Source organism: Bradyrhizobium ingae, assembly GCF_055791185.1.
Map to the genome: position 1 here is coordinate 1 of NZ_JBVUBB010000086.1, position 2753 is coordinate 2753.

Below are 2753 nucleotides of genomic sequence, written 5' to 3' on the forward strand. Positions count from 1 at the left end.
CCCGGACGGTCACTTCAAACTCCCCCACCTGTGGTCGCGCAAACTCCCCCACTTGTGGAGCAGGACGAGAGGTTATTAGGTTGACTGGGTTTTGCGTGCAAGGGCCTCGGCAGCTTCCTTGAGGCGGTAGCTGCGGCCGTCGAACTCGAGCAGATGGCAATGGTGCATGAGGCGGTCAAGGATCGTCGTGCTCATGGTGTTGTCCCGGAGATAAGCGCCCCAGTCCTGCACGACGCGATTTGACGTGACGATGACGCTGCGGTGCAGTTTGTAACGTTGATGGATCAGAGTCTGCAGCACAGCGCCAGCTTCGTCGGCGATGGTACGGGCGAGGAACAGGTCGTCAAGCACGAGCAGATCGCAGTCAAAGATGCTCCGCAGTCGAGCTTCGCGCTGAGCGGCGGGGCTGAGGGCGTAACGGTTAAAGAAGTCATCGGCCTCGAGATATTGGACCTTGTGGCCTTGCAGGATGGCCTGGTAGGCGACGGCCTTGGCCACGTGCGATTTACCAGTACCGGGCTTGCCAATGAGCAGTGCGTTTTCACCGGCGGCGACAAACTTCAACGCGTGCAGCTGGAAGCAGGCCTGACGCGGCAGTTTGGGATTGAAGGACCAGTCGAACTCCGCGAGCATGAGCTTCTCTTCAAGCCCGGATTGCTGGTAGCGCCGCTCGATAAGACGGGACTGACGACGATCCAGTTCGTCCTGCAGGATTAGGGAGAAGGTTTCCAGGAACGGCTGGTTGGTGCCCTGGGCCTGCAGGACACGGGTCTCGAGCGTGTCGCGTACGCCCGACAGACGCAGTTGTCGCAGGCAGCGATCGATTTCCGGCAAGGTCATGGTCATCTTGGGCGATCTCCTGTGGAGGTTGAGTGGTGGCAGTATTGATCGGCATTCAAGGTCGGCGTCTCGGTGGTAGCGCTCGCGTCGTTGGAGCTGGCCGGGATTGCGGAGACGACGCGAGCGCGGTTTGGTGCGGGCTGATCGTCGCCGTTGTTGATGGGCTGGCTCTCGTTGCTGGCACGGTTCTGGGCGCCAAGGCGAAAGAGTTCGCCGTATTCGTCCGCGGGACGGATCAGGGGATGGTCCTGCGTCAGCGGCAGCGTCAATGGAGCTTGATCAAGGCGTTCGAGCGCCTGCTCGAACAGCCGCTCGACGATTGCGCGCACCTGTTTGTAGCGGTGGATGTGGTTGCGCACCGCGTGATCGCAGGCTTGCTCGACGAGTCGGGCGGGATACTTCTTCGCGAGCCCGACAATGCCCCACATCGCGCGCTGCCCGACGCGGCCTTCGGTGTCGAACAGGTGCTGACAGAGCGCCTTCGTTTGCGCTCCGATGTCGCCGGCGCTTGCCAGTAGGAAGGCGGTCTGACGGGATGGATTGAACGGACGCTCGTTGTGCGGCAGTTTGAGCGAACCAGGCCGAGCGGCGCGGGCATGAACGCGCAGCAGCGCCTGGGTGCTGCGGTCGCGGATCTCGATCGTGGTCTCGTAAAGGCGGACCACGACCTGGCTGCCGATCGGCGCGGGGCGCGCGGCATAATCGCTGTGATCTACGCGCACGGTGGTGTCGTCGTAGACGGTGCGCACGAACTCGGAGAAGTAACGGAAGCTGGTCGCGGGCAATGGCCGCAGATGCGGCCTCTCCTCCTGGAACATGGCCTCGACCTGACGTCTTGTGCTGCCATGGATGCGCTTGGAAGCCCAGTTCGCCTCCCAGTGCTCCAGAAACCTGTTCTGAGCCTCCAGTGACTCGAAGCGCCGCCCGGCGAGCGCGGTGCCCTGGGTGTGCTGAATCGCGTTCTCCACCGTCCCCTTGCGATTGGGATCCCGCACCCGCGCCGGATCGGCGACGACGCCGTAATGCGCGAGCATCGCGCCGAAAAGCCGGTTGAGTTCGGGCTCGTACAGGTCGGGCGTGATGACGCCTTCCTTGAGATTGTCGAGCACGACATAGCTGACGACACCGCCGAAATACCGAAAAGCCTCTTCGTGGAGCTGTGCCCAGACCTGCTGGCTCGACTTCCAGACCACCCGCCGGAAGCTGCGACGCGAGTAGCGCAGCGTCATCACGAACAGGCGCGGCCGGCGGTGACGACCGCTCTTCGGATCACGGGTCAGCGCGCCTTCGCCATAATCGACCTGGGCTTCCTCGCCGGGGGCAAACTCGAGACGGTCAAACTGTTTGGGATCGAAGTGGCGCAAGGCACGCACGAAACGCTTGACGCTCTCGTAGCTGGCAGTGAAGCCGAACTGGTCAACCAGATCCTGGTAGATCGCCTGCGCATTGCGCTTCAGACGGGCCTGATGCTCGATCCATTCCCGATGCGGTTCACAGGCCGAGCGGGCGAAGTCAAACGTCTTGGCGGCCACCGTCGCTCCGATAGCCGGCGGTCGCGGAGGTGGGGGAGTTTGGCCTTCGGCGGCCTCCGAGCCGGCGGTCACCCCGGGGGAATTTGCCTCCGCCGCTCGCTGGGACACGAAAATCGCCTGGTAGCGCCGGATCGTCTTGCGGTCGATCCCCGTCAGCCGCTGGATCTCGCGTTGGCTCGTCTGGCGCTCAAGTAACGTAAATACGGTGCTTTGCAGGTGCGGCTTCAAGACGTTCAACTCCCCGTCCCCTCTTCCCTAAAAGGGGGCGAAAATAAACGTCCTGCTACGCGCTTTGCGGCAGATCAGCCGCCCAGCGAGGCGGAATCAGGTGGGGGAGTTTGAGGTGACCACACCCGGGGGAATTTGACCGACCGTCGGGGC

General features: G+C 62.9%; 2 protein-coding genes. Both read right to left on the reverse strand.

Features of this window, described 5'->3' with window-relative positions; all coding sequences use genetic code 11:
* Positions 1-75: 75 nt before the first annotated feature.
* Positions 76-840 carry an IS21-like element helper ATPase IstB gene (gene istB, locus ACV1FX_RS41595; RefSeq protein WP_473123265.1) on the reverse strand — a complete coding sequence of 255 codons (765 nt, stop codon included), beginning with the start codon at positions 838-840 and terminating at the stop codon, positions 76-78.
* 2 nt (positions 841-842) lie between these two features.
* Positions 843-2609, reverse strand: coding sequence for an IS21 family transposase (gene istA / locus ACV1FX_RS41600; protein WP_473123264.1), 1767 nt, complete (start codon positions 2607-2609; stop codon positions 843-845).
* Positions 2610-2753 lie beyond the last annotated feature (144 nt).